Origin of the sequence: Paraburkholderia gardini, assembly GCF_907164575.1 — a bacterium.
Lineage (GTDB): Bacteria > Pseudomonadota > Gammaproteobacteria > Burkholderiales > Burkholderiaceae > Paraburkholderia > Paraburkholderia gardini.
The window spans coordinates 88,267-108,073 of the sequence record NZ_CAJQYY010000013.1 but is presented as its reverse complement, the minus strand read 5'-3'; the positions used below and the strand labels follow the sequence as shown (position 1 = coordinate 108,073).

Genomic DNA, 19,807 nt, shown 5'->3' with positions numbered 1-19,807 from the left:
GAGGAGCGCTCATATCGTCCACTGCTGCTCGATCAGCTTGATGGCGGCGGCGATGGCCGGTTCGTCCTTGCGGCTCGCGAGCGAGATGAACGTGAGTTCGGTAGGCACCGTGATGCCCTCCACGATCGTCAGCGCGTGGGCGTGCGCCTCGGCGATTGCCGTGGCGTCGCGGGCGAGCGTGAGTCCGACGCCCGATTTGACGAGATCGAGCATCGACGGCTCCTGATCGACTTCAGCCACTTTCACTGGCTTGACGCCGGCTTCGCCGAACAGATGCGACAGCAACCGGTTGTGCGCCGACGCCGGCGGCGTCCAGATCCACGGCAGCGCGGCGAGCGCGCGCCAGTCGCGCGCGCCCTTGACGCGGTCTTTCCAGCCCGGGGGCGCGAGCACACGATACTTGAAGTGCGTCAGCGTGAGCGTGTGGAACGCCGCTTCGCTGCGACTTCCTTCGTCCGCAGGCTGGCCGATGTAATAACCGACGTCGAGTTCGCCCGCGAGAACCTGGTCGCGCACCCAGCCTGACATACCGTGACGCAGCGCGGTTTCGATATGCGGCCAGGTTTCGACGAGCTGCCGGAGAAAGCCGCCCAGCCGCAGGAATTCCGGATCGAGGATGGTGCCGATGCGCAGCCGGCCGCGCACTTCGTGGCGCAGCGCGGCGGCGGCGCGCTGCACATCGCTCGCCGCGTTGAGCGTGCGCTCCGCGTGCGGCAGCAAAGCCTGACCGTCGCGGGTCAGCGTGAGTCCGTGCGATGTGCGCGTGAAGAGCGACACGCCGAGCGTTTCCTGCAGATGCTTGATCTGCAGGCTGACGGCGGGTTGGGTCAGATGCAGTTGCACGGCCGCGCGCGTGAGATTGCCCTCGCGCGCGACGGTAACGAATGCCCGGAGCAGAGTCAGGTCCATATCCTGATATTAGCCTGTCTTATATCGCAATTGAGCATAACTCATTGGATTTAGGGTGCCGGGGGCGTTTACGCTTCGGTGAACCGTGCGTGCAATGCATGCGTGCCGATTTTCATCCAGGAGAAAAGATATGAGCGAGACAGACCAGGGCGCCCGCGTTCGCGCGCTGACCCACGTTATTAATGGGCGCATGGCTGAAGGCAAGAGCGGTCGCTTTGCCGACGTATTCAATCCGGCGCTTGGCAGCGTGAGCGCGCGTGTTCCGCTTGCGAGCGTGGCGGAGGTCGATGCCGCCGTGGCTGCCGCGAAGGCTGCGTATCCGGCGTGGAGCGCGACAGCGCCCATCAAGCGCGCCCGCGTTCTGTTCCGGTTCAAGGAGTTGCTTGACCGTCACCACGATGAGCTGGCGGAGTTGATCACGCGTGAACACGGCAAGGTGTTTTCCGACGCGAAGGGCGAGGTGATGCGCGGCATCGAGATTGTCGAGTTCGCGTGTGGCATTCCGAATCTGCTGAAGACCGACTTCACCGACCAGATCGGCGGTGGCATCGACAACTGGAATCTGCGTCAGCCGCTGGGTGTGGTGGCGGGCGTGACGCCGTTCAACTTCCCGATGATGGTGCCGAGCTGGATGTTCCCGGTTGCGATTGCGTGCGGGAATACGTTCGTGCTGAAGCCGTCGGAGCGCGATCCCTCGGTTGCTGTCCTGCTTGCTGAACTGTTGAAGGAAGCCGGTTTACCGGATGGCGTATTCAACGTCGTTCATGGCGACAAGGTTGCCGTCGATGCGCTGCTGCAGCATCCCGATGTGAGCGCGCTTTCGTTTGTCGGTTCGACGCCGATTGCCGAATACATCTACACGGAAGGCACGAAGCGAGGCAAGCGCGTGCAGGCGCTGGGTGGTGCGAAGAACCATCTGGTTGTGATGCCGGATGCCAATCTCGACCAGGTTGTCGATGCGTTGATCGGTGCCGCGTATGGATCGGCGGGTGAGCGCTGCATGGCGATTTCGGTTGCGGTCGCGGTGGGACACATTGCCGACGACCTGATCGAGCGGCTGACACCGCGCGTGAAGGCGCTGAGGATTCGCAACGGGATGGATTCAGAGGCTGAGATGGGGCCGCTCGTGACGTCGGCGCATCGCGCGAAGGTTGCGGGATTTATCGAAGCGGGCGTTGCGGCTGGCGCGAAGCTTGTGGTGGATGGACGTGGACATCAGGTCGATGGTCATGAGGCGGGGTTTTTCCTCGGCGGGACCTTGTTCGACGATGTGCAGACCGACATGACGATTTATAAGGAAGAGATTTTCGGTCCCGTGTTGTGCGTGGTTCGGGTGCCGGATTTTGCTTCTGCTGTTGCGTTGATCAACGCGAACGAGTTTGCTAATGGTGTGTCGTTGTTTACCTCCGACGGCGGTGTGGCCCGTGCTTTTTCGCGGCAGATCGAGATCGGGATGGTCGGGATTAATGTGCCTATTCCTGTGCCGATGGCATGGCACTCGTTTGGTGGGTGGAAGCGGTCGCTGTTTGGTGATCACCATGCTTATGGGGAAGAAGGCGTGAGGTTTTATACCCGCTACAAGAGCATCATGCAGCGGTGGCCTGACAGTATTGCCAAGGGTGCTGAGTTTACGATGCCGGTGGCCAAGTAGAGGGTCTGGTTTTGTTGTTGTCGTTGTTGTTGGCCTTTCCTTGTATTGGTGTTGGTCTATTAGTGTTGCCCCTGTGCGGGGCGGCACTTACTTTTCTTTGTCTTCCAAAGAAAAGTAAGCAAAAGAAAGGCGCTTCGACAACTCATCTTTTCCCGGTGTGTCATCGTTGGGGAATGGCAACCCATGAAGTGTCGCCCCCGCACTTCATCCGGCATCGGTCCCCGCGCGATTCAGTCCCGCGCGCGTTCCATGCTCGTGACAAGGCTGTCATTCATCCCGCTTCGCACTGCGTGCGCTGCGGTGCGGTCGGTCAAAGTGATGTTTTTGCAGCGCGAGGTGTCGAGTATTAGCAGTTGCGGTTGCATGGGAAGGTTATGCCGATCGGCGACACGCGAAGCGTGGAGTCGGGTGGATGACGGCTTTGTCATCTGCGCTGAACGCGCGCGAGATGGAATCGCGCGGGGACCGATGTCGTGTGAAGTGCGGGGGCGACACTTCATGGGTTGCCATTCCCCGCGTGTGACACCCTTGGAAAAGATGAGTTGTCGAAGCGCCTTTCTTTTGCCTACTTTTCTTTGGCAAGGCAAAGAAAAGTAGGTGCCGCCCCGCACAGGGGCAACGCCAATAGACCGACGCGAATACAAGGAAAGGCCAACAAAAAATAACCACGCGCTGCGGCAAAAAACCCCATCGGTATGTCGTGAACGGCGACCCGAACAAGGAACGACTGGGTGACCACCATGAATGAAGAAACAAACCATCGCGTGCTGGAAGGCGAATTCGACTACATCGTAATCGGCGCCGGCACGGCAGGCTGCGTGCTTGCCAATCGCCTTAGCGAAGATAAAGACGTGCAGGTACTGCTACTGGAAGCCGGCGGCAAGGACGACTACCACTGGATTCATGTGCCGGTCGGCTACCTCTACTGCATCGGCAATCCCCGCACCGACTGGCTCTATAAAACACAACCGGAATCCGGCCTGAACGGCCGCTCCCTCTCTTATCCACGCGGACGCGTACTGGGAGGCAGCTCGTCGATCAACGGCATGATCTACATGCGCGGCCAGCGCGAAGATTACGATGACTGGGCGCGCATCACGAACGACCCGTCATGGGCCTGGCAAAACGTCCTCCCCGTCTTCAAGCGCAGCGAGGACCATCACGGCGGCGCCAGCGAATCGCACGGCGCAGGCGGCCCGTGGCGCGTCGAAAAACAGCGGCTCAAATGGAAGGTGCTCGAAACCTTCGCGCAAGCCGCGCAGGAAACCGGTATCCCGGCCACCGACGACTTCAACCGCGGTGACAACACCGGCGTCGGCTACTTCGACGTCAACCAGAAACGCGGTATCCGCTGGAATGCCTCGAAAGCGTTCCTCCGCCCGGCAATGCAACGCCCAAACCTGACGATCATCACAGGCGCGCACACGCAACGCCTCGTCTTCGAAGGACGCCGCTGCACAGGTGTCGAATATCGTGGCGGCAATACCGACTTCATCGCGAAAGCGCGCTGCGAAGTCGTGCTCAGTTCGGGTGCCGTCAACTCGCCGCAACTGCTCGAGCTCTCAGGCATCGGCAGCGGCGCGCGTCTGCAAAACCTGGGTATCGACGTCGTGCGCGATCTGCCCGGCGTCGGCGAAAACCTTCAGGACCATCTTCAATTACGCATGGCCTTCAAGGTCGACGGCGTACGTACGCTCAACACGGCGTCCGCGCACTGGTGGGGCAAACTGATGATCGGCCTGCAATACCTGCTGCTGCAAAGCGGACCGATGTCGATGGCGCCATCGCAACTCGGCGCATTCGCAAAGTCGGATCCCGATGACCGCGCGCTCACGCGCCCCGATCTGGAGTACCACGTGCAGCCGCTGTCGCTCGACCGGTTCGGCGAGCCGCTGCATCGCTTCAACGCGTTTACGGCTTCGGTGTGCCATCTGCGGCCCACGTCGCGCGGTAGCATCCACATCGGATCGAACGATCCGCTTGCGGCGCCGCTCATCGCGCCAAACTATCTCTCCACCGACCATGACCGTCATGTTGCCGCCAACGCGCTGCGCCTGACGCGCCGGATCGCAGCGGCGCCGGCACTGGCGCGCTATCGTCCAGAAGAAATCCTGCCCGGTATCCAGTTTCAGACGGAAGAAGAACTGCAGCAGGCCGCCGGCCAGGTCGGCACGACGATCTTTCATCCAGTCGGCACCTGCCGCATGGGCGTCGCCGACGATCCCACCGCGGTCGTCGACAACCGGCTGCGCGTGATCGGCGTCGACGGTCTGCGTGTCGTCGACGCTTCGGTCATGCCGACCATCACGTCTGGCAACACGAACTCGCCGACACTGATGATCGCGGAGCGCGCAAGCGAGATGATCCGCGCCGATCGCCGTGCCCGGCGCTCGGGTCTCGAAACAGAGACACATCGCCCGCAGACCGTGTCAATTGCATGACATGCAAGACTTGCACGTAATCGAATGAGGGGTGCGCATAAAACACTAAGTGCAAATCCCGATGAATGCGCTGCATCATTGGCGAGACAATGGCACCCGTGCTGCGTGGTGCGGCATGGATTACCGTCCGCATTGGTGCACCACGCAAACGGGCGACACGGGGGTGTCGTCATAAAACGTCGCGCGGCAGTCAGGCGCGGAAGATCGTAGCAGTTCGCCTCACTCCGTTTGGAAGGGAACATGATTCTCGGCGACACGATTCTTGAGACGCGCGGATTGACCAGGGAATTCAAAGGGTTCACCGCCGTGAGCGGTGTGAACCTGCGCGTGAGCCGCGGGTCGATCCACGCGCTCATCGGCCCTAACGGCGCTGGTAAAACCACCTGCTTTAACCTGCTGACCAAATTCCTTGAACCGACAGCGGGCCAGATCGTCTTCAACGGCGTCGACATCACCCGTGAACGTCCGGCGCAGATCGCGCGGCGCGGCATCATCCGGTCGTTTCAGATTTCCGCGGTATTTCCGCATCTGACAGCATTGCAGAACGTTCGCATCGGGCTGCAGCGCTCGCTCGGCACAGCCTTTCATTTCTGGAAGAGCGAGCGCTCGCTGCGCGCGCTGAACGACCGCGCGATGGATCTGCTCACGCAGGTGGGCCTCAGCGATTTCGCCGATGTGCCGACCGTCGAGCTCTCGTACGGCCGCAAGCGCGCGCTCGAAATCGCAACGACGCTTTCGATGGAGCCCGAACTCATGCTGCTCGACGAACCCACGCAGGGCATGGGCCACGAGGACGTCGACCGCGTGACGGCGCTCATCAAGAAAGTATCGGCGGGACGCACGATCCTGATGGTCGAGCACAACATGAACGTCATCGCCGGCATCTCGGATACGATCACGGTCCTGCAACGCGGCGAGGTGCTGGCCGAAGGCAGCTACGCGGATGTGTCGAAGAATCCGCTCGTGATGCAGGCCTACATGGGTAGCGCGGACGCGGCCCTCGCCGGAGCGCATGCATGAACACAATTGCGGAACGCGAAAGCGCCGAAGTGAGCGGCGCGGCCGGTGCTGTGCCCGCGCTCGCGATCGCAGGCTTGCAGGCCTGGTACGGCGAGTCCCACATTCTGCATGGCGTCGATCTCACGGTGAATCAGGGCGAAGTCGTCACGCTGCTCGGCCGCAACGGCGCCGGCCGCACGACGACGCTGCGCGCGATTATGGGGCTCACAGGGCGTCGCACCGGCTCGATCCAGGTAGCAGGCCGCGAAACCATCGCGATGCCGACGCACAGGATCGCTCACTGCGGCGTCGGTTATTGCCCGGAAGAGCGCGGCATCTTTTCGAGTCTGTCGTGCGAGGAAAACCTGCTGTTGCCGCCGCCCGTCGGCGATGCGGCGCGCGCGATGTCCATCGACGAGATCTATGCGATGTTCCCGAACCTGCAGGAGCGGCGCCAGAGCCAGGGCACGCGCCTGTCGGGTGGCGAGCAGCAGATGCTGGCCGTCGCGCGTATTCTGCGCACTGGGGCGAACCTGCTGCTGCTCGACGAGATATCCGAAGGTCTCGCGCCGGTCATCGTGCAGGCGCTCGCGCGCATGATCATGACGCTCAAGTCGCGCGGCTATACGATCGTCATGGTCGAACAGAATTTCCGGTTTGCGGCTCCGCTCGCGGACCGTTTTTACGTGATGGAACACGGCCGTATCGTCGAGCATTTTGGCGCAGGGGAGCTTGAAAGCAAGATGCCGGTTCTACACGATCTGCTCGGGGTGTAAGCGTCGACGTAGTGGGAACGCCTGAATGCCTCTGAATAACCACAAGCATGGAAACAAGGAGACACGCATGAAACTGAAGACTCTCGCAGGACTCGCGGCACTTTGCTTCGCCAGCACCGCGCTGACGATGGGCACGGCTCAGGCCGCCGCGGGCGACACCGTGAAGATCGGCTTCATCACCGATCTTTCGGGCCTGTACGCGGACATCGATGGCCCGGGCGGCCTCGAAGCGATCCGCATGGCAATCGCCGACTTCGGCGGCAAGGTGAACGGCAAGCCGATCGAACTCGTCTACGCCGATCACCAGAACAAGGCTGACATCGCGGCCTCGCGCGCGCGCGAATGGATTGACCGCGACGGCGTGAACGCGATCATCGGCGGCACGAATTCGGCGACGGCACTCTCGACCAGCCAGGTCGCGGGTGAAAAGAAGATTCCGTACATCAACATCGGCGCGGGCGCGGACAACCTGACGAACGAGCAATGCACGCCGTACACGGTCCACTACGCGTACGACACGATGGCGCTCGCGAAGGGCACGGGTTCCGCCGTGACGAAGCAGGGCGGCAAGACGTGGTACTTCCTGACGGCTGACTACGCCTTCGGCAAGGCGCTGGAGAAGAACACCGCGGACGTCGTGAAGGCGAACGGCGGCCAGGTGCTCGGCGAAGTGCGTCATCCGCTGTCGGCATCGGACTTCTCGTCGTTCCTGTTGCAGGCGCAAGCGTCGAAGGCGCAGGTGCTCGGCCTCGCGAATGCCGGCGGCGACACGATCAACTCGATCAAGGCCGCGAAGGAATTCGGCATCACGAAGACGATGAAAATCGCCGCGCTGCTGGTCTTCCTGACCGACATCCACAGCCTGGGTCTCGAAACCACGCAGGGTCTGCTGGCAACGGACAGCTGGTACTGGAACATGGACGCGAAGTCGCGTCAGTGGGCGCAGCGCTACTTCGCGAAGACGAAGAAGATGCCGACCAGCCTGCAGGCTGCGGACTACTCGGCTGTCACGACGTATCTGAAGGCCGTGCAGGCAGCCGGCACGACCGACAGCGACAAGGTGATGGATCAGCTTCACAAGATCAAGATCGACGACTTCTACGCGAAGGGCTATATCCGCCAGGACGGCAGCATGATTCACAACATGTATCTGATGGAAGTGAAGAAGCCGTCCGAATCGAAAGAGCCGTGGGACTACTTCAAGATCCTCGCGACGATTCCGGGCGACCAGGCTTTCGATACGAAGGCGGAATCGCGCTGCGCGTTGTGGAAGTAAGCGTCGGCTGACGCGCGCCCGTTCGGGCGCGGCAGGCGGCATCGTCGCATGTGACCCGCACAGGTGTGCGGGTCACATGCGGTCGCCCGACGGCCCGCGCGCGCCGAGTGGTTCGCGCGTCTATCGATCTCATCTGGACGACGGGTTTAATGGAAATCTTTGGCATTCCGCTTCCGGCGATGCTGAGCCAGTTGCTGCTTGGACTCGTGAACGGTTCGTTCTACGCGATCCTGAGCCTGGGTCTCGCCGTGATCTTCGGCCTGCTCAACGTGATCAACTTCGCGCACGGAGCATTGTTCATGCTCGGCGCCATGCTCACGTGGATGGGTCTCGCGTATTTCGATCTCCCGTACTGGGTGATGCTTGTGCTCGCGCCGCTGCTGGTCGGGCTCTTTGGCATGGTGATCGAACGCACGATGCTGCGCTGGCTGTATCGTCTCGACCATCTTTACGGTCTGCTGCTGACGTTCGGGCTCACGCTCGTCGTCGAAGGCGTGTTCCGTTCGATCTACGGCTCGTCGGGCCAGCCTTACGACGTGCCGTCCGCATTGTCCGGCGCGACCAATCTCGGCTTCATGTTCCTGCCGAACTATCGCGCCTGGGTTGTCGTCGCATCGCTGGTCGTGTGCTTCGCGACATGGTTTGTCATCGAGAAAACTCGTCTTGGCGCGTATCTGCGTGCCGGTACCGAGAACCCGAAGCTCGTCGAGGCGTTCGGCGTCAACGTGCCGCTGATGATCACGCTCACCTATGGCTTCGGCGTTGCGCTCGCGGCGTTTGCCGGCGTGCTGGCCGCACCGGTCATTCAGGTCTCGCCGCTGATGGGGCAGCCGATGATCATCACGGTGTTCGCCGTCGTCGTGATCGGCGGGATGGGTTCGATCATGGGTTCGATCCTGACCGGCCTGATGCTCGGCGTGATCGAGGGCCTCACGCGTGTGTTCTATCCGGAAGCGTCGGCGACCGTCGTCTTCGTGATCATGGCGCTCGTGTTGCTGGTGCGCCCCGCGGGTCTTTTCGGCAAGGAAAAATGATGCAGAGAAAAGCGCTATACGGGCTGCTGTTTATCGCGCTGATCGCCGCGCCATTCATCGGCGCCTATCCGCTGTTCGTGATGAAGGTGCTGTGCTTCGCGCTCTTCGCGGCCGCGTTCAACCTGCTGATCGGTTACACGGGGCTGCTGTCGTTCGGGCACGCGATGTTCCTCGCGTCGGCGGGCTATACGACGGGTTATGGCATCCAGTCGCTCGGATTTTCGCCGGAGCTCGGTCTGGTTGCGGGCACCGCGGTGGCGACGCTGCTCGGCCTGATCGTCGGGCTCTTCGCAATCCGCCGGCAGGGCATCTACTTCGCGATGGTGACGCTCGCGCTCGCGCAGATGGTCTACTTCGTGTTTCTGCAGGCGCCGTTCACGCATGGCGAAGACGGTCTGCAAGGCGTGCCGCGCGGCAAGCTCTTCGGCGTGCTGGATCTCTCGTCGGACCTCGCGCTGTATTACGTCGTACTCGCGATCATGGTGCTGGCGTTCCTGCTGATCGTGCGGATCGTGCATTCGCCGTTCGGCCAGGTGCTGGTCGCGATCAAGGAGAACGAACCGCGTGCGGTTTCGCTCGGCTACGACACGGATCGCTTCAAGCTGCTCGCGTTCGTGCTGTCCGCGGGACTCGCGGGTCTTGCCGGATCGCTGAAGGTGCTCGTGCTCGGCTTCGAGACGCTCGGCGACGCGTACTGGACCATGTCCGGTCTCGTGATACTGATGACGCTCGTCGGCGGCATGGGCACGCTCTTCGGGCCGCTGCTCGGTGCGACCTTGATTGTTGCGCTCGAGGACCGGCTGGGCGATCTCGGCACCGCACTCGCGAACGTGACCGGCATCGACTGGTTTCGCTCGTTCGGCGAAGCGGTGACGATCGTCACCGGGGTGATCTTCATCGTGTGTGTGCTGGCGTTCCGGCGCGGCATTGTCGGAGAGATCGTGGCGCGGGTCCGGCCACTGCGTGCGTGAAGGCTCTCGTGGCGTCTGAAAATGATTCGGTATCCGATGTAAAAAATAATGGCCTTGCATGTACGCAGTGACGAACCCGAAACATCAGTCTGACGCCAGAAAACGTGCCCCAAATGAGTGCTGCATTGCACCACTAGGGTAAATGCTAGTTGTCCCACGATTCGGGGTTGTTTAATCTTCACGCAGTTCTGAAGCACCGGCGACACGAAATTTGCAGGTGGAGAACGAGGAGACATGAGGCACCAAGTGCCCACACGAAAGCGCTGTTGGATTGATATCCAACAGCGCTTTTTATTTGCCTTTTTAGATATGCACCTGCTTTATTTCCGGTTTATCCCGCGCTGAATCCCCGCAGCATTTCTTCACGCATTTCCCTTTCGCATTTTTCGCTGGATTATCAATGCCCTGAAGCTGCCAAAACGCTTGCAGCCGGGCGCGCGCGTCCGCTACACTCGCCATTCGCCGACCATGTGGTCGGTGTAAAAATTCTCGAATTATTGAATCGGCGCCAATGCGCGCGGATATGACGGGGCAGAGGAGCGGAATGAAGTCGGCAATGCGATGGATCAGCGCGACATGCGTCGCGGCGGGCGTATTGGCAGCATGGAGCGGCGCGGCGTCGGCGCAGGTGAAAATCGGCGTGACGGTATCGGCCACCGGTCCGGCGGCTTCGCTGGGCATTCCGGAAAAGAACACGATCGCGTTGCTGCCGAAGGAAGTCGCCGGCCAGAAGATCGAATACATCGTGCTGGACGACGCGACGGATTCCACGCTGGCCGTGAAGAATACCCGCAAGCTCACGAGCGAAGACCATGTAGACGCGATCATCGGCTCGACCGTCGTGCCGAACTCGCTGGCCATGATCGACGTCGCGGCTGAAACCGCCACGCCGATGATTTCAATGGCCGCCGCGGCCACGATCGTCGAACCGATGGATGCGAAGCGTGCGTGGGTCTACAAGACACCGCAGAACGACATCCTGATGGCGACGGCGATCGCGCAGCACATGGCGAATCACGGCGTGAAGACCGTTGCCTTCATCGGCTTCTCCGACGGGTACGGCGAGAGCTGGTTCCGTGAATTCGGCAAGGCCGCGGATCTCGCGAAGATCAAGGTGGTGGCGAACGAACGCTTTGCGCGCAACGACGCCTCGGTGACCGGCCAGGTGCTGAAGATGATGTCGCAGAATCCGGACGCCGTGCTGATCGCCGGTTCGGGTACCCCGGCTGCGCTGCCGCAAAAGACCTTGAGGGAACGCGGCTACAAGGGCAAGTACTACCAGACGCACGGCGTCGCGAATAACGACTTCCTGCGCGTGTGCCGCAAGGATTGCGACGGCACCTATCTGCCGGCCGGTCCGCTGCTGGTTGCCGATCAGCTGCCTGATTCGAACCCGGTGAAGAAATCCGCGCTGACGTACAGGCATGCGTATGAAGCAGCGTATGGCGCGGGTTCGGTGTCGACGTTCGGCGGCCATGCGTGGGACGCGGGCCTGCTCCTGCAACGCGCGATTCCGCTCGCACTGAAGAAAGGGCAGCCGGGCACGCCGGCGTTCCGCGATGCGTTGCGCGCCGCGATCGAAAGCACGAAGGACATGCCGGCTTCACATGGCATCTTCAACATGAGCGCAAACGATCACGCGGGCCTCGATCAGCGGGCGCGCGTGATGGTCGAGATCGTCGGCGGCAAGTGGAAGCTGGCTACAGACTGATCGAGGGCGAGATAGCGCATCTGAACCCGGAAAAAGGCACGTTCAGTCAGACGTGCCTTTTTTTCTGCGTATCGGTTGTTGCAGTAACGCAGAGGCGTTTTATCCCGAGCAGGGAAAACCATGCTATTCACGCCCGAAGCCGAAAACTAGATTCAGAAACCGGTGTAAAAGCCGGATCAAACAACAGGCAACGCACAGCGTTTGGAGACAGCAATGAAAACAACAGGCAACTGGGTACGCGCAAGCCTCGCAGCAGCGCTCGTATGCGGCGCTACCGCCGCGTCGGCACAGGTGAAGATCGGCGTGACGGTATCCGCCACGGGTCCGGCGGCTTCATTGGGCATTCCGGAGAAGAACACGATCGCGCTATTGCCGAAGGAGATTGGCGGCAAGAGCGTGGAGTACATCGTGCTCGACGACGCATCCGATACGAGTCGCGCGGTGCAGAACACGCACAAGCTGATCGATGAAGATCACGTCGACGCGATCATCGGCTCGACGGTCACGCCGAATTCGCTGGCCATGCTCGACGTGGTGTCGCAAGGCAAGACGCCGATGATCTCGATGGCCGCGTCGGCCGCGATCATCGCGCCGATGGACGCGAAGCGCATGTGGGCGTTCAAGACGCCGCAGAACGACGGCCTGATGGCCGATGCGATCGCCGGATACATGGAAAAGCATGGCGTGAAGACCGTGGGCTTCATCGGTTTCTCGGATGCGTACGGTGAGAACTGGTACACGGTCTTCAGCGCGGCGGCCGCCACGCATCACCTGAAGGTGGTGTCGAACGAACGCTATAACCGCACGGACGCTTCCGTGACGGGTCAGGTGCTGAAACTGGTCAGCTCGAACCCGGATGCCATCCTGATCGCCGGCTCGGGCACGCCGGCCGCGTTGCCCGCGAAGACGCTGAAGGAGCGCGGCTACAAGGGCAAGGTCTACCAGACGCACGGCGTCGCCAATAACGACTTCCTGCGCGTATGCGGCAAGGACTGCGAAGGCGAACTGCTGCCCGCCGGCCCGGTTCTCGTGACCGGGCAGCTGCCGGATTCCAACCCGGTGAAGAAATCCTCGGAAGCGTACAAGACAGCCTATGAGAAGGCCTATGGCGTGGGCTCGCTCTCCACGTTCGGCGGTCACGCGTGGGATGCAGGCCAGATGCTGCAGCACGCGATCCCCGAAGCGCTGAAGAAGGCGCAGCCGGGCACGGAGGCGTTCCGCGAGGCATTGCGTGCATCGCTTGAGAACCTGAAGAACCTGCCGGTCTCGCAAGGCATCATGAACACCACGACGACCGATCACAACGGCTTCGACGACCGCGCACGCGTGATGGTCGAAATCGTCGACGGCAAGTGGAAGCTCCAGAACGACTAAAAAAGTACACGCTTCTCGCATACGGTGGGGCGGCGACGCTGCACCTGCATTCTGTTCGATAAAAATGGCGCCGAGCGCCGCGCCTTACCCGGGCGCGGCGCTCGCGTTTCAGTGCAGGGATGACGAACTCATTCCGACGACAACGGGCCTGCTGTTTCACGCGTCGGCCCCAGTTTCAATTTCGACTTCGACGTTTCAGAGGAAGTATGGATCTATCTATAGCGGCGATCCTTGCACAGGACGGGATCACCACAGGCGCAATCTATGCGTTGCTCGCACTTGCGCTGGTGCTGGTGTTTTCGGTGACGCGCGTGATCTTCATTCCGCAGGGCGAGTTCGTTTCGTATGGCGCGCTGACGCTCGCCGCCATCCAGACGCAGAAGTTTCCGGCCACCTGCTGGCTGTTGATCGCGATGGGCGCGGCGTGCTTCGTCGTCGAGGCGGCAGGACTCGTGCGGCATGCTGAGCGGCGGCGCCACGCAGCGCGCACGCTCGTCACGCTGGCGAGCAAGTATCTGCTGTTTCCGGTTGCCGTCTATGCGGTGACGCGCGGGCTCTTCATGCATCCGCTCCCGATGGTCGTGCAGATCGCATTGACGCTGCTGATCGTGATCCCGATGGGACCGTTCGTATACCGGCTTGCGTATGAACCGATCGCGGAAGCGACCACGCTGCTGCTGCTGATCGTCGCGGTCGCCGTGCACTTCGCGATGGTCGGGGTTGGCCTCGTGATGTTCGGCGCGGAAGGTTCGCGCACAACGGCTTTCTCCGACGCCACGTTCAACGTCGGCAGCATGATGATCTCCGGGCAGAGCCTGTGGGTTGTCGGCACCGCCGTCGTGCTGATCGCGGCGCTGTACCTGTACTTCGACCGCACGATCTCCGGCAAGGCGCTGCGCGCGACGTCGGTGAACCGCGTCGGCGCACGCCTCGTCGGCATCGGCACGACGCAGGCGGGGCGGCTCGCGTTCACGCTTGCCGCGGGCCTCGGCGTGCTGTGCGGCATTCTCGTCGCGCCGTTGACCACCATCTACTACGACTCGGGCTTCCTGATCGGCCTGAAGGGGTTCGTGGGGGCGATCATCGGCGGCCTGGTCAGCTACCCGCTGGCGGCCGCCGGATCGATCCTGGTGGGCTTGCTGGAGTCCTACTCGTCGTTCTGGGCGAGTGCCTATAAAGAAGTGATCGTGTTCACGCTGATCATTCCGGTGCTGCTGTGGCGAAGTTTCGTGAGCCCGCACGCGGAAGAGGACGAGGAGTGACACGATGAAACGGATCATGCAAAACAGGTTCTTCTGGCTGTTTCTCGTGGTGATGTTCGCGCTGCCGGTGCTGCCTCAGCCGATTCGTGTGCCCGAATACTGGGTCACGCTGCTCAACTACATCGGACTGTATTCGATTGTCGCGATCGGACTCGTGCTGTTGACGGGCATCGGCGGGATGACGAGCTTCGGGCAGGCCGCGTTCGTCGGCGTGGGCGCGTATTCCACGGCGTATCTGACGACGCAGTTTGGCGTGTCGCCGTGGCTCGCGCTGATCGTCGGCGTCGTGCTGACGGCGCTGATCGCGCTCGTGCTGGGCGCGGTGACGATGCGCCTGTCGGGCCACTTCCTGCCGCTCGGGACGATCGCCTGGGGGCTCGCGCTGTTCTTCCTCTTCGGCAATATGGAGATGCTCGGCAAGTACGACGGCATTAACGGCATTCCAGTACTCAACGTATTCGGTATCCCGCTGGAGTCGGGGCGGCATATCTATTACCTGATCTGGGTCGTCGTGCTCGCCGCGGTGATCTCTGTTCAGAATCTGCTTAATAGCCGGCCCGGGCGCGCGATCCGGGCGCTTCGCGGCGGTGGCTCGATGGCTGAGGCGATGGGCGTGAACACGGCCTGGATGCGCGTCGTGATTTTCGTCTATGCAGCGGTTCTCGCTTCTGTTTCGGGCTTCCTCTATGCGCATCTGCAGCGTTCGGTGAACCCGACGCCGTTTGGTTTGAACCACGGCATCGAGTTTCTGTTCATGGCGGTGGTGGGCGGCGTTTCGCATGTGTGGGGCGCCGTGCTGGGCGCGGCCATCCTGACGCTCCTGCAGGATTACCTCCAGACATGGCTGCCGAAGCTGCTTGGCGAAAGCGGCAATTTCGAAGTGATCGTCTTCGGCATTCTGATGGTGTTGTTGCTTCAATACGCGCGTCAGGGTGTCTGGCCGTTCGTCGCGCGGTTCTTTCCGCGCGGTCCGCGTGCCCATGTACCCGATCACGCCGAGCCTTTGCCGCAGCGCAGCAAACCAATGGCTGGCGAGACACTGCTGTCGGTCGTGAAGGCGCGCAAGCAGTTCGGCGGCCTGGTTGCGGTGAACGACGTCAGCTTTGAAGTGAAGGCTGGTCAGATCATCGGCCTGATCGGGCCGAACGGTGCAGGCAAGTCGACGACGTTCAATCTGGTGACCGGCGTGTTGCAGGCGACGAGCGGTGAGATCGCGTTCCGTGGCGAACGGATCGATTCGCTGACTTCACGTGAAATCGTCAAACGCGGAATCGGCCGGACGTTCCAGCACGTCAAGCTGCTGCCCGGCATGACGGTGCTGGAGAACGTTGCGATTGGCGCGCATCTGCGCGGCCACGCGGGTGTCTGGCGCAGCGTCGCGAAACTCAACGGCGCGGAAGAAGGCCGCCTGATGGCGGAGGCTGCGCTGCAGATTCGTCGCGTCGGCCTTGAGCAGCATATGTTTGACGAGGCCGGCAGTCTGGCGCTGGGACAGCAGCGGATTCTGGAAATCGCGCGTGCGCTGTGCTGCGATCCGACGTTACTGCTGCTGGATGAACCTGCTGCAGGGCTTCGGTATCAGGAAAAGCAGCAACTGGCTGTGCTACTGAAGAAGCTCAAGGAAGAAGGCATGAGCGTGCTGCTGGTCGAGCACGACATGGATTTTGTGATGAATCTGACGGATCGGCTGGTAGTGATGGAGTTCGGCACCCGAATCGCGGAAGGTTTGCCGCAAGATGTGCAGAAGGATCCGGCCGTACTCGAAGCCTATCTCGGTGGGGTGGAATGATGACGATGCAACCTGATTCCGGCGTGTCGATTCTTGACGTCACAGGCTTGTCCGTTCGCTACGGCAAGGTCGAGGCGCTGCACAATGCGGCGATCAAGGTTCGGCCACGCCAGATCGTGTCGGTGATCGGGCCGAACGGCGCAGGCAAGTCGACGCTGCTGAACGCGATCATGGGTGCGCTGCCGGTGAGCGGGCATGCTAAGGGCGCGATCGCCTTCAGAGGCGAAGACGTCAGCGCCGTGCCTGTCGAAAAACGTGTTGCGCGGGGCATGTGCCTGGTCCCGGAAAAGCGCGAGCTATTTTCCACAATGACGGTCGAGGACAATCTCGTGCTCGGCGCCTGGCGCCGCAAGCGGGCGGGGGAGCGGGATTTTCTCGATCAGCTTGAGCCGGTGTTTCAGTTGTTTCCGCGGCTGAAGGAGCGACGCAAGCAGGCATCGGGTACGTTGTCTGGCGGCGAGCGGCAGATGCTGGCGGTCGGTCGGGCATTGATGGGCAAGCCCGATCTGTTGATGCTCGACGAGCCGAGCCTCGGGCTTGCGCCGCTCATTGTGAAAGAGATTTTTCATATCATTAGCGCGCTGCGGCAGACGGGCGTTGCCACGTTGCTGATCGAGCAAAACGCCCGCGCGGCGCTGCAGATCTCAGATTACGGCTATGTTCTTGAAACCGGCGAACTTGCACTCGAGGGTGCAGCTGTGGATCTGGCGCAGAATCCTCGGGTTATCGAGACGTATCTGGGGCTGACCAAAAAGGTCGCTTAACCGCGGAGGGTCTTGTCTGATTGCGGTTAAAGGTGGTGTGTTTCACGTGAAACACACCACCTTTTTTATCTTTGGCTGAATGGATGAAATTCGGGCCAAAAGCGAACCCGTTATAATTCGCCCATACATTTTCCTTTGAAAGGCTCACGCGACGTACCTGGCGTGAGATCCGCGATGCTTTTTCCCTCAGAATTTGACGTTATCGTCGTCGGTGGCGGTCATGCCGGCACCGAAGCCGCTTTAGCGTCCGCGCGCATGGGCGCGAAAACGCTGCTGCTGACGCACAACATCGAAACCCTTGGACAGATGAGCTGCAATCCGTCGATTGGCGGCATTGGCAAAGGCCATCTGGTCAAGGAAGTCGATGCGCTCGGCGGCGCAATGGCTGCAGCCACGGATGAAGGCGGAATTCAGTTCCGTATCCTCAACTCGTCCAAGGGCCCGGCCGTGCGGGCGACGCGCGCGCAGGCGGACCGGCTGCTGTATAAGCAGGCTATCCGTCATCGTCTGGAGAATCAGCCGAATCTGTGGCTGTTCCAGCAGGCAGTCGACGATCTGATGGTGGAGGGCAATCGCGTCGTGGGCGCGGTGACGCAGGTCGGGATCAGCTTCCGTTCGCGGGCCGTCGTGCTGACGGCTGGGACGTTCCTCGACGGCAAGATTCACGTTGGGCTGAACAATTACACCGGCGGCCGTGCGGGTGATCCCGCTGCGGTGTCGCTGTCCGCGCGCCTCAAGGAGTTGAAGCTGCCGCAGGGTCGTCTTAAAACCGGTACGCCGCCGCGCATTGACGGCCGGACAATCGATTTTTCGGTGCTCGAAGAACAGCCGGGCGATCTGGACCCGGTGCCGGTGTTTTCCTTTCTGGGGCGCGTCGAACAACATCCGCGTCAGGTTCCGTGCTGGGTTACGCATACCAACGAGTGTACCCACGACATTATTCGCAGCGGTCTCGACCGCTCGCCGATGTACACAGGCGTAATCGAAGGCGTCGGGCCGCGCTATTGCCCGTCGATCGAGGACAAGATTCATCGATTTGCGTCCAAGGAATCACATCAGATCTTTCTGGAGCCAGAAGGGCTAACGACGAACGAGTTCTACCCGAACGGCATTTCCACCAGCCTCCCGTTTGATGTGCAACTGGAGTTGGTCCGCTCGATGCGTGGGCTGGAGCATGCGCACATCCTGCGTCCCGGTTATGCGATCGAGTACGACTACTTCGATCCGCGTGGTCTGAAGGCGTCGCTGGAAACCAAGGTGATTGACGGTTTGTTCTTCGCTGGGCAAATCAATGGCACGACCGGCTACGAAGAGGCGGCTGCGCAGGGTCTGCTCGCAGGGATCAATGCAGGCTTGCAGGTTCAGGGCAGGGAGGCGTGGTGCCCACGTCGGGATCAGGCATACCTTGGCGTTCTCGTCGACGATCTGGTTACGCGTGGCGTTTCCGAGCCGTATCGGATGTTCACGAGTCGCGCCGAATATCGCCTCAGTCTGCGCGAAGACAACGCAGATATGCGTCTGACTGAAATCGGCCGCGAGATTGGCGTGGTGGACGACGCCCGTTGGGATGCATTCAGCCGTAAGCGCGATGCTGTTTCACGTGAAACAGAGCGCCTGCGTACGACCTGGGTTAATCCGAAGACGTTATCGGCCGAAGCAGCCACGGCGCTGCTCGGAAAACCAATCGACCACGAATACAGTCTCGCCGACCTGCTGCGCCGACCGGGTGTGAGCTACGACGGCGTTTGCGGTCTGCTAGACGGTACATGCGGACCGACCGAAACGCTGGCTGATGACGATGTCCTGCTCACGCAAATCAAGGAGCAGGTCGAGATTGGTGTGAAGTATCAGGGCTACATCGAACGTCAGGCAGGCGAAATCGAACGCAACGAAGCGCACGAAAGCATGCGACTTCCCGAAGGACTGGACTACGCGGAAGTTCGCGGCCTCTCGTTCGAAGCACGGCAAAAGCTGACACAGTTCCGTCCGGAGACGATCGGGCAGGCGTCGCGGATTTCCGGCATCACGCCTGCTGCAATCTCGCTGCTTATGGTGCATCTGAAGCGAGGCTTTGGTCGCCGGCCTTCAAAGTCCGCGGACAACGGCGCCGACAGCAAGCCGGTGACCCAATGACGGCAGGGCAAAGGACTTCCGAGGTCGCTGGCAGCCGGGAATCGTTGTCGGCGTTGTTGCGTGGAGGAGCGAGCGAACTCGGTCTCGATCTGAGCGAATTCCAGTTCGGCCAGCTGCTCGATTACGTCGCGCTGCTGGCAAAGTGGAACGCGGTGTACAACCTGACCGCTATCCGCGATCCCAGGCAGATGCTGATCCAGCACATCCTCGACTCACTATCGATCGTGCCGCATCTCGCGCCCCGCGGAGCATCGTCGGTACTCGACGTGGGTTCCGGCGGGGGACTGCCCGGGATCGTGCTCGCTATCGTCCTGCCGGACTGGAACATTACGCTGAACGACATTGTTCACAAGAAGACCGCGTTCCAGTCGCAGGCCAAGGCCGAATTGGGACTTGCCAATCTGTCTGTAGTGACGGGTCGTGTCGAAACTTTGCGGCCGGGTGTCGAAGTGCCGGCTAAATTCGATGTAATCGTCTCGCGTGCGTTCGCAGAGCTCTCGGATTTCGTTACACTGGCCCGTCATCTCGTCACGGAGCGCGGTGCGATCTGGGCGATGAAGGGTATTCGACCCGAAGGCGAGATCGGGCGATTGCCGGAAGGGGCACATGTACAGCAGATTATCCGGCTCAGGGTCCCATCGCTCGACGCAGAGCGGCATCTGATCGAAGTCACGATTGATACGTGATTGAGCTGACACCAGTCATTCCAGTCATTCA

The 19,807-nt window shown here is 61.3% G+C and carries 15 protein-coding genes; 14 read left to right on the top strand and 1 reads right to left on the bottom strand.

The window, feature by feature from the left end; genetic code table 11:
• Nucleotides 1-9: 9 nt before the first annotated feature.
• Nucleotides 10-909 (bottom strand): LysR family transcriptional regulator, encoded by a 900-nt coding sequence (locus LPA34_RS12960; protein WP_228978667.1) that lies wholly within the window; start codon nt 907-909, stop codon nt 10-12.
• Between the two features lie 130 nt (nt 910-1,039).
• On the opposite strand from LPA34_RS12960, the gene LPA34_RS12955 reads away from it, so the two are divergent.
• The 14 genes from LPA34_RS12955 to rsmG all read left to right on the top strand — a co-directional run bounded on the left by LPA34_RS12955 (nt 1,040) and on the right by rsmG (nt 19,776).
• A complete protein-coding gene (locus LPA34_RS12955) occupies nt 1,040-2,560 on the top strand; it encodes a CoA-acylating methylmalonate-semialdehyde dehydrogenase (protein ID WP_228978665.1) in 1,521 nt (506 codons plus the stop codon).
• A gap of 740 nt (nt 2,561-3,300) precedes the next feature.
• Nucleotides 3,301-5,001, top strand: coding sequence for a GMC family oxidoreductase (locus LPA34_RS12950; protein ID WP_228978664.1), 1,701 nt, complete (start codon nt 3,301-3,303; stop codon nt 4,999-5,001).
• A gap of 240 nt (nt 5,002-5,241) precedes the next feature.
• Nucleotides 5,242-6,021, top strand: coding sequence for an ABC transporter ATP-binding protein (locus tag LPA34_RS12945; protein WP_228978661.1), 780 nt, complete (start codon nt 5,242-5,244; stop codon nt 6,019-6,021).
• Complete coding sequence (locus tag LPA34_RS12940; protein ID WP_228978658.1) at nt 6,018-6,776, top strand: ABC transporter ATP-binding protein; 759 nt, start codon at nt 6,018-6,020, stop codon at nt 6,774-6,776. The genes LPA34_RS12945 and LPA34_RS12940 overlap by 4 nt, the downstream gene beginning before the upstream one ends.
• Nucleotides 6,777-6,843: 67 nt before the next feature.
• The gene (locus tag LPA34_RS12935; protein ID WP_228978656.1) at nt 6,844-8,052 is read left to right on the top strand and encodes an ABC transporter substrate-binding protein; all 1,209 of its coding nucleotides are present in this window, start codon (nt 6,844-6,846) and stop codon (nt 8,050-8,052) included.
• A gap of 149 nt (nt 8,053-8,201) precedes the next feature.
• On the top strand, nt 8,202-9,086 hold the full coding sequence (locus LPA34_RS12930; protein ID WP_228978651.1) for a branched-chain amino acid ABC transporter permease: 885 nt from the start codon (nt 8,202-8,204) through the stop codon (nt 9,084-9,086).
• A complete protein-coding gene (locus LPA34_RS12925) occupies nt 9,086-10,057 on the top strand; it encodes a branched-chain amino acid ABC transporter permease (protein ID WP_228978748.1) in 972 nt (323 codons plus the stop codon). Before LPA34_RS12930 ends, LPA34_RS12925 begins: the two co-directional genes overlap by 1 nt.
• Before the next feature lie 544 nt (nt 10,058-10,601).
• The gene (locus tag LPA34_RS12920; RefSeq protein WP_228978649.1) at nt 10,602-11,768 is read left to right on the top strand and encodes an ABC transporter substrate-binding protein; all 1,167 of its coding nucleotides are present in this window, start codon (nt 10,602-10,604) and stop codon (nt 11,766-11,768) included.
• Between the two features lie 213 nt (nt 11,769-11,981).
• Nucleotides 11,982-13,142, top strand: a complete 1,161-nt coding sequence (locus LPA34_RS12915) for an ABC transporter substrate-binding protein (RefSeq protein WP_228978647.1) — start codon at nt 11,982-11,984, stop codon at nt 13,140-13,142.
• Nucleotides 13,143-13,348: 206 nt separating this feature from the next.
• Nucleotides 13,349-14,404: a branched-chain amino acid ABC transporter permease gene (locus LPA34_RS12910; RefSeq protein WP_228978645.1), complete on the top strand. Its 1,056-nt coding sequence runs from the start codon at nt 13,349-13,351 to the stop codon at nt 14,402-14,404.
• Nucleotides 14,405-14,408: 4 nt separating this feature from the next.
• Nucleotides 14,409-16,193, top strand: coding sequence for a branched-chain amino acid ABC transporter ATP-binding protein/permease (locus tag LPA34_RS12905; protein WP_228978643.1), 1,785 nt, complete (start codon nt 14,409-14,411; stop codon nt 16,191-16,193).
• 5 nt (nt 16,194-16,198) lie between these two features.
• Nucleotides 16,199-16,957, top strand: a complete 759-nt coding sequence (locus LPA34_RS12900) for an ABC transporter ATP-binding protein (RefSeq protein WP_228978641.1) — start codon at nt 16,199-16,201, stop codon at nt 16,955-16,957.
• Nucleotides 16,958-17,131: 174 nt separating this feature from the next.
• The gene (gene mnmG, locus LPA34_RS12895; RefSeq protein WP_228978639.1) at nt 17,132-19,090 is read left to right on the top strand and encodes a tRNA uridine-5-carboxymethylaminomethyl(34) synthesis enzyme MnmG; all 1,959 of its coding nucleotides are present in this window, start codon (nt 17,132-17,134) and stop codon (nt 19,088-19,090) included.
• Nucleotides 19,087-19,776, top strand: a complete 690-nt coding sequence (gene rsmG, locus LPA34_RS12890; RefSeq protein ID WP_228978636.1) for a 16S rRNA (guanine(527)-N(7))-methyltransferase RsmG — start codon at nt 19,087-19,089, stop codon at nt 19,774-19,776. The genes mnmG and rsmG overlap by 4 nt, the downstream gene beginning before the upstream one ends.
• The last annotated feature ends 31 nt before the right edge of the window (nt 19,777-19,807 follow it).

Coding starts and splice junctions, on each gene's coding strand:
- LPA34_RS12960 (WP_228978667.1), bottom strand. CDS start 909: ATGGACCTGACTCTGCTCCGGGCATTCGTTACCGTCGCGCGCGAGGGC.
- LPA34_RS12955 (WP_228978665.1), top strand. CDS start 1,040: ATGAGCGAGACAGACCAGGGCGCCCGCGTTCGCGCGCTGACCCACGTT.
- LPA34_RS12950 (WP_228978664.1), top strand. CDS start 3,301: ATGAATGAAGAAACAAACCATCGCGTGCTGGAAGGCGAATTCGACTAC.
- LPA34_RS12945 (WP_228978661.1), top strand. CDS start 5,242: ATGATTCTCGGCGACACGATTCTTGAGACGCGCGGATTGACCAGGGAA.
- LPA34_RS12940 (WP_228978658.1), top strand. CDS start 6,018: ATGAACACAATTGCGGAACGCGAAAGCGCCGAAGTGAGCGGCGCGGCC.
- LPA34_RS12935 (WP_228978656.1), top strand. CDS start 6,844: ATGAAACTGAAGACTCTCGCAGGACTCGCGGCACTTTGCTTCGCCAGC.
- LPA34_RS12930 (WP_228978651.1), top strand. CDS start 8,202: ATGGAAATCTTTGGCATTCCGCTTCCGGCGATGCTGAGCCAGTTGCTG.
- LPA34_RS12925 (WP_228978748.1), top strand. CDS start 9,086: ATGCAGAGAAAAGCGCTATACGGGCTGCTGTTTATCGCGCTGATCGCC.
- LPA34_RS12920 (WP_228978649.1), top strand. CDS start 10,602: ATGAAGTCGGCAATGCGATGGATCAGCGCGACATGCGTCGCGGCGGGC.
- LPA34_RS12915 (WP_228978647.1), top strand. CDS start 11,982: ATGAAAACAACAGGCAACTGGGTACGCGCAAGCCTCGCAGCAGCGCTC.
- LPA34_RS12910 (WP_228978645.1), top strand. CDS start 13,349: ATGGATCTATCTATAGCGGCGATCCTTGCACAGGACGGGATCACCACA.
- LPA34_RS12905 (WP_228978643.1), top strand. CDS start 14,409: ATGAAACGGATCATGCAAAACAGGTTCTTCTGGCTGTTTCTCGTGGTG.
- LPA34_RS12900 (WP_228978641.1), top strand. CDS start 16,199: ATGCAACCTGATTCCGGCGTGTCGATTCTTGACGTCACAGGCTTGTCC.
- mnmG (WP_228978639.1), top strand. CDS start 17,132: ATGCTTTTTCCCTCAGAATTTGACGTTATCGTCGTCGGTGGCGGTCAT.
- rsmG (WP_228978636.1), top strand. CDS start 19,087: ATGACGGCAGGGCAAAGGACTTCCGAGGTCGCTGGCAGCCGGGAATCG.